Consider the following 7,287-nt stretch of genomic DNA (forward strand, 5'->3'; position numbering starts at 1 on the left):
TTCCACATAGAGAAATGTTGCTATGGTTAATTTAACGATTCGCAATAATGATTAAATTGGAATAAACCATGATAGATAGTGCTATACAGTCTGGTGTGCTCATCATCACTCTCAATCGTCCTGATCGGCTGAATGCGCTGGATAGCCACGACAAGGCTGCACTAGGGCGTGTTTGGCATAAAGCACAGCATGATCAGGCAGTTAGAGCTGTGGTTTTGCACGGTGCGGGAGAGCGTGCCTTTTGTGCTGGATCGGATCTGAAAGAAATTGCGGCAACAAAGCAGGTCGCCACAACAGATATTCTGGCCTCTTGTATTCCTGGTGTGGCGGAGGATTTTACAAAACCGATTGTTGCTGCGTTGCACGGTCATGTTATTGGATTGGGGATAAGTATAGCTATGTATTGCGATTTTCGGATTGCGGCACCGCAAACGCGTTTCTGCTTCCCCGAGGTTGAGCATGACATGCTTTCTGGATTTAGCGCGGTTGAACTCCCCGCCTTGATCGGAGAAGCCGCAGCTCTTGATATCATGCTGACAGGGCGCTCTTTTGATGCAGAGGAGGCGCAACACATAGGGCTTGTGTCTTCACTTGCAAAAGATCCGTTGGTGGAAGCAATGGCTCTCGCCACACGTTTGGCAGCTTTGCCGACATCCGCCATGGCTTGGAGCAAGCGATTGCTGCTTGCCGAACGACGTACCCGTTTAAATAGACATTATGCGCTGGTTGATCGGGCCAGGCAGGAAGTCGGTCGATATGAACAATGATGATGTTGTTTTAGATGGGCAGGTAAAAGAGGCTGTTTTCCGCCGTGTTGCATGGCATCTTATGCCTTTTCTTTTTATCTGCCTTGTTTTTAACTGGCTGGATCGGGTTGCTATTAGTTTTGCACATCTTCAGTTTGGTACGGATCTGCATATAAGCGATACGGCTTTTGGTTTATCTGTTGGTTTGTTTTCGGCAGGTTACCTATTGTGCGAAATACCGAGCAATCTGGTTATGGAGCGTTGGGGCGCGCGCAGAACCCTTGCCCGGATCATGATTTTTTGGGGAATCATAACCATTGGCATGGCGTTTGTGCAGGGGGCGCATTCTCTGTACGTCGCGCGTACTTTGCTGGGTATGGCAGAAGCTGGTTTTTTCCCGGGTGTTATTCTGTATCTGACGTATTGGTTCCCTAGCGCATATCGGGCGCGTATCACCTCTCGCTTTATCATGGCTATTGCTGTGTGCGGAATTGTGGGCGGGCCAAGTGCAACGTGGATTATGACACATCTGGCCGGGGTATGGGGATGGCATGGGTGGCAGTGGCTGTTCTTATTGGGGGGAATGCCGCCGGTTGTGGCTGGGCTTCTGGCATTTGGCTGGCTGGCGGACAAACCTGCGGCTGCACGTTGGCTTAGCCGTGATGAGAAAAATATCATTCAGCAGGCCATGGTATGCGAACCTGCCTCTGTTGTGCATCCTGTCCGGGTATCGCTTGCCAGTGCTTTTTCCAACCCCACACTATGGTTGTTATCTTTAAGTTACTGCTTGACCATTACATGCACAGGTAACGTTGTTAATTTCTGGGTGCCATCGCTATTGCGGGCTGCGGGCGTGCAAAATCTCCAACAGTTGGGGTTGTTAAGCGCTCTGCCACATGTGGTGGGTATTGTGGCAATGCTGTTAGCTTGCCAGCATTCAGATTATCAGCAGGAACGGCGTTGGCATTTTGCATTAGGTGGTGGTTTGGCCATGAGCGGTATGCTGGCACTGCCGTGGATGGCACATGAGGCCGCGGCTACATTGTTTTTTTTAACTGTGATGGTTGCAGGTTATCTGATTGCAACAGCAATTTTTTGGAGCATTCCTGCAGGAATGTTGCCTGCGCGGGACCGCGCCATTGGGTTTGCGCTTATAAATTGCTGTGGTCAGATCAGCAGCATGTTTGTTCCAATGTTCATTGGTTTTCTCAAAACCTGGTTGGGTGGGTTTGAAGTAGCCTTAAGTATTGTCAGTCTATTTGTTGGGCTTGGCGTGATCGTATTGCTGGCCATGACTGCCAGCACTGTAAACCTCCATGTTTCCCATTCTCATTCGGTAATGGATTCATCATTATGACAGATTATGTTCAGATTGCGCACACGCTTGCTCCCATTATTGCCGAGGGTGCATCTCGGCGAGATGCAGAGCGCATTTTGCCGTTTGATATTTTTGAAAAAATTGCCAGCTCAGGTCTTGGAGCTGCACGTGTGCAAAAACAACTAGGTGGGGGAGATATTACTCAGGCGGATGTCGCAGATATTTTTATAACTTTGGGAAAGGCAGATCCCAATGTGGCACAGGGGCTTTTTCCGCATTTTATCAATATTGAACAGCTTAGGCTTATCGCTCATCCAGATGCGCAGGTGCGTTATCTGGGGCAGATTGCTCGGGGCATTATAAGTTCTGGAGCTGTAGCTGAGCGGAGTGGAAAGTTTAGAGGAGAAATTCATACACATGTTGCGCATGTGAATGGAAAAACTGTTTTGAGAGGCAGCAAATTTTACAGCACAGGATGCCTCTTTGCAGATCTTATCAAAGTGCAGGCGGTGGATGAAGCCGGGCAAGGGTTATACGTTATGCTGCCCAAGGATACGCAAGGCCTTGTCTTGCAGGATGATTGGGATGGAATGGGCCAGCGCACTACAGCAAGTGGTGTGACAGAGTTTCACGACATTGTTCTGTCGGCAGAGCAGATTATTCCAACGGGGCATTGGGCTGGCAAGCGTAACTATGTTGGTGCTTCTGCCCAGTTGATTCACAGTGCGATTGATGTGGGCATTGGGCTGGCAGTGCTGGATGATGCAGTTTATTGGGCCAAGAATCATACCCGCCCATTGCGTGAGAGTGGTGTGAACAGAGCAAGTGATGATCCATATATTCTTTACACAGTAGGAGAAATTGCAGCGCGCGTAAGGGGTGCTGAAGCATTGGTGCGGCGTGCGGCTGAATATGTGGAGCAGGCGGCGCGCGCTCAGTTGAAAGATATAAAGCAGGGTTGTGATACAAGCGTAGAAACCGAAAAACTTCTTGTACAATCATCTATTTCTGTAGCGGAAGCTAAAATATCTGCAACAGAAAGTGCCATTCATGTTGCACAAAAATTATATGATGTAGGTGGAGCTGCCACAACACAGAAATCGTTCAATTTTGACCGGCACTGGCGTAATGCTCGTACACATACAACCCATGACAGCATTTTTTACAAATATAAGGCCATTGGCAATTTTCTTCTTAATGGAGAGCCTCCTCCCATAGCGTTTACTTACTAAATCGACCTGCGGGTATTTTTTTTACCTAAATACAACTATTTAAATTAGTTGTATAAACAAAAGGATCAAGCATATTGGTGTTAATGTTGTTAATGGAAGAAAATCACTTCCAATTGTTGTGGTTATGATGTCGCTCCCATCTGTTACGTCTGCCAATACAACGGAAGAAGGGAAAAGCCGCTATCGTCAGGAGGTACATCCAGTAGCTGCGCATCATGTTGGTAAAAAAAATATACCTGATGTAAAAAAGGCATCTCATAAACAAGCTGCTTTACCATCGTCGCCAGAAAATATCTCTGTTGTAGGTAAGCAGGAAAGTTCAGTTCTTTCTGGTAACACGCGTAGACATAGTACGGTGAATGTACAGGTTATCAGCGCGCAGGAGATTGTAAGAACCGGACAGAGCAATGCTATGGCAGCATTGGAACAACTCATACCTTCGGTAAGTTCGCCGTCATTTAGTGGCGTTGGTTCCAACCGTTTTATACGCACCATGCAATTGCGTAATCTTTCAGCCGATCAGACATTAGTGCTCGTTAATGGTAAGCGGAGGCATCTGACAGCAAATTTTAATGCCAATGCAGGCCCTAATTCTGGCACAGAACCGGCTGATCTATCCTTAATTCCCTTAAGTGCAATTGATCATATTGAAGTTATTACTGAAGGGGCTTCCGCTTTATATGGGCAGGATGCCATTGCAGGTGCGGTCAATATTGTTCTCAAGCACAATACAAAAGGTGGTTCGCTCAATTTTGTGGATAGTGGTTATTATGCCGGAGATGGGGTGGGCGTAAATGGGTATGGAGATTATGCCATCAAGCTAGGCCATCATGGTGGTTATTTGGATGTGGCAGCCCAGGTTTCCAACCAGTTACCAACCAATCGTTCTGGGCTTTATACCGGCAGTATGTATTTTCCATTGGCTGATGGCAGTGCAGATCCGCGTCAGGCAAAAGCTGGCCGGGATTATAATAGATTGGAAGGGTTGGGGCATACAACCATGGAGACTCTTTCCGTTAATGGTGAGTTACCTGTTACGGATAGTATTCGTGGGTATTTAACAGCTACTTACGGGCATAGAACTGTAGAAAACCAAGTAACTTACCGGAATCAGGCAAACGATAATACAGTGCGTGCGCTTTACCCTGATGGTTTTATTCCGTTGATGGGTATGACAGAAAATGATTTTCAGGTGAACGGTGGTGTAAAGGGAACAACAGCAGGTTTTGATTGGGATGGTTATGTAACATTTGGGCGTGATGATGAAAGTTATACAACCCTTAATTCCAATAACCCAACTTTTGGCCTTGCGAGTAAACGTAATTTTTATGATGGGTCGGATATTTCCAGCCAGTTTGTAACGGGTTTTAAGGCATCGAGAAACTTCCATCCTTCCTTTTTATCACGTCCGGTCACCTTGGAGTTTGGGGGAGAATACAGGCATGACACCTTCCAACTCACAGCAGGAGAATATCAATCTTGGGCTGATGGAGGGGAAGCAGTGCTTGATGGGCCAAATGCGGGTGCTTTGGCAACACCGGGAGCATCTGGTCATATTGGAGCATCACCAGAAACAGCCAGTGATACCGCGCGGGATACATTTGATGGGCATGCCAATCTTTCGTTTCATATTCTACCAAAATGGGAATGGACGCTCGGCGGCCATGTGGTAAATTATTCTAACCTGGCTACGACTGAAACAGGTTCGATTGGCACGCGTTATGATTTTAACAAACGCTGGGCTGTGCGCGCCAATATCAATACAGGGTATCGCCCTCCAACTCTTGGCCAGGAAAATTATTATTATACTTCAACCTTTCCAACTTACACATTTGCACAATTGCCAACCACAAGTGCTGCAGCCAAAGCATTGGGAGGCGGCCAGCTGAAAGGAGAATATTCCCGTAGCTATAGCATTGGCATAGATGCACATCCGGCGGACGATTTTACACTTACAGCCAATCTGTATCGCATTGCGATCAATGATCGTATGGCGAATTCAACGCAGTTTGGAGGTACAGCAGTGGAAAATATGCTTTCCAATCTGGGTTTAAATGGAATTCGCTATGTGCAGTATTATACCAACCCAGTGAATACAGTCACCAATGGGGGGGATGTAAGTGCGGCGTATCATCTGAATTTGCATGATTATGGACAGTGGATTTTTGCTGTGGGCGTGAATTTCTCTGATACTGAAATCAGTCATTATAATAGCACGCCATCGCAGCTTTTGGCGCTTAACCAGCCCTATTTTAACGGGTATGCTCAAAATACTTTGTTGCATTCATCTCCTAAAAATAGAGAAACTCTGGATATAACGTGGTCTAAAAATAAATGGTTGGTCTCTTTTCAAGAGCAACGCTACGGACAGTTGACGTATATTGCCAATCCCAGTCTGGCAACGCAGGATTGGACAGTGGTGCATCCAGCCTTCATTACGAATTTGACGGTGAATTATGATATTAACACCCGTTGGTCTTTAAGTGTTGGGGCTCAAAACTTATTTAACAAATATCCCAACCAAGTTTCTCAGGCAGGGCAGGCGTCTTCCAGTGGTGCGTTTAAGTATCCATATTATTCCGCATATGGATTTATGGGTGGGTATTATTTTGCTAAAGTGAGCTATCATTTATGAAGTGAATTCGTATTCATTTTTATATCGAATATATAAAATATTAATATCAGGACTTTATTTTTCTGGCATAAGATGGATGACGGTGGTGGTGTGGATTACAGATATGAATGGTATGTATGCGCATATCATTCATATGTGGCGGCCATCTTGCCTACTCAGTTCTGGTGGTAAAAGCAAAGTGATATCTATTATGAATACATGATGACTATATTTTCTATTGCATTTACATGTTCTTGCAGTACAGAATGCTAAAGTAATTATCTTTATTCGGAAGAACAAGACTGATGACTGATATTATCAAAACCATTGATTTTATACCAAAGACATTATCCGAAATAATTGGAGAAAAAGAAGCGAAAATAATAGAAGAAGAAAATCCAGATGAAGATGGATTTAATAACAATCTAACATGCTATAATATATCAATTATAGTAGATGGTTTTCATATAAGACACCCAATTGTTTCCAAAGGTAATTTGAAAAAATCTAAGGACAAAATGCACGAGATGGTAGCTGCGTGGCTACACTGTGTTCAGATGTGGGTTCTATATGAATTTATTGAGATTGCAGAACAGAAACACGATGGAATAAGCCTACGTACTGTCGGATATGATGCGATGTTGAATGAAGATCCGAGGGATGAGAAATTATTCAGCGATAAAAATAAGCTTGAAAGATTTAGGAAATGTCGTTTTACTGTTAACGGTGAAATAAAAGTTATGTACACTTCCGCCACTTGGCACGTATGTTCTTTGAAAGTTCGAGAGGGTGGAATTGCTTTTCAGTCTGGAGTGGACGCAAGAATAGCAACTGAATTGCTGGTTGAGGCCAATGAAGGTGCTGATTTAATTGTTTTAGTAACGGGAGATTCAGACTTCGCACCAGCGATCTCGTATATAAAATCAAAGTATAATATAGAAGTATGCGTACTTTCATATAATAAGTGTGATGAAGGAGACCTTAGGAAAGAAGCTAGTCGTTTCTACCGCTTAAATACAAATTCGAAGCTTGAAGGAACAGATGATTTTGTATTGAAACGATTGAAATAAGTATTCTAAATCAATGTGCAGTCACTCTCGATCTCATCGCAGCTTCTAACAAACTATGGTGATTGGGAGGATGAATCATGAAGCCGTTCCAAAACAGCGCAATACAAACGCTGAGAAGTTGGATCTCCGGGCGGATCGCTCGGTGCAAAGATCGTCACTTGCGATGATGCCGCTTCGGTTCGCACGATAGGAGGGTGACAGCAGCCGTATCTTCAAAACGATCCGGATGCGCCGTGAGAGGCATGGATACGACATCGTCGCTCCGATGGTCAGTATAGACGAACGTCAAATAGTAAGACTGAGCCTT

The 7,287-nt window shown here is 44.9% G+C and carries 5 protein-coding genes; all 5 read left to right on the forward strand.

Annotated elements, in window-relative coordinates; all coding sequences use genetic code 11:
• Positions 1-68 precede the first annotated feature (68 nt).
• The 5 genes from CSR02_RS07520 to CSR02_RS07540 all read left to right on the forward strand — a co-directional run bounded on the left by CSR02_RS07520 (position 69) and on the right by CSR02_RS07540 (position 6,980).
• A complete protein-coding gene (locus tag CSR02_RS07520; protein ID WP_099541108.1) occupies positions 69-767 on the forward strand; it encodes an enoyl-CoA hydratase/isomerase family protein in 699 nt (232 codons plus the stop codon).
• A complete protein-coding gene (locus CSR02_RS07525; protein WP_099541109.1) occupies positions 757-2,103 on the forward strand; it encodes an MFS transporter in 1,347 nt (448 codons plus the stop codon). The genes CSR02_RS07520 and CSR02_RS07525 overlap by 11 nt, the downstream gene beginning before the upstream one ends.
• Positions 2,100-3,296: an acyl-CoA dehydrogenase family protein gene (locus CSR02_RS07530; protein WP_099541110.1), complete on the forward strand. Its 1,197-nt coding sequence runs from the start codon at positions 2,100-2,102 to the stop codon at positions 3,294-3,296. The genes CSR02_RS07525 and CSR02_RS07530 overlap by 4 nt, the downstream gene beginning before the upstream one ends.
• A gap of 124 nt (positions 3,297-3,420) precedes the next feature.
• Positions 3,421-5,931, forward strand: a complete 2,511-nt coding sequence (locus CSR02_RS07535; RefSeq protein WP_244176858.1) for a TonB-dependent receptor plug domain-containing protein — start codon at positions 3,421-3,423, stop codon at positions 5,929-5,931.
• Positions 5,932-6,215: 284 nt separating this feature from the next.
• Positions 6,216-6,980 (forward strand): NYN domain-containing protein, encoded by a 765-nt coding sequence (locus CSR02_RS07540; protein WP_099541112.1) that lies wholly within the window; start codon positions 6,216-6,218, stop codon positions 6,978-6,980.
• Positions 6,981-7,287 lie beyond the last annotated feature (307 nt).

The organism is Acetobacter pomorum (assembly GCF_002738225.1).
GTDB classification, from domain to species: domain Bacteria; phylum Pseudomonadota; class Alphaproteobacteria; order Acetobacterales; family Acetobacteraceae; genus Acetobacter; species Acetobacter pomorum.

Excerpts from the sequence above, each read along its gene's own strand:
- CSR02_RS07520 (WP_099541108.1), top strand. The coding sequence starts at position 69 with ATGATAGATAGTGCTATACAGTCTGGTGTGCTCATCATCACTCTCAAT.
- CSR02_RS07525 (WP_099541109.1), top strand. The coding sequence starts at position 757 with ATGAACAATGATGATGTTGTTTTAGATGGGCAGGTAAAAGAGGCTGTT.
- CSR02_RS07530 (WP_099541110.1), top strand. The coding sequence starts at position 2,100 with ATGACAGATTATGTTCAGATTGCGCACACGCTTGCTCCCATTATTGCC.
- CSR02_RS07535 (WP_244176858.1), top strand. The coding sequence starts at position 3,421 with ATGATGTCGCTCCCATCTGTTACGTCTGCCAATACAACGGAAGAAGGG.
- CSR02_RS07540 (WP_099541112.1), top strand. The coding sequence starts at position 6,216 with ATGACTGATATTATCAAAACCATTGATTTTATACCAAAGACATTATCC.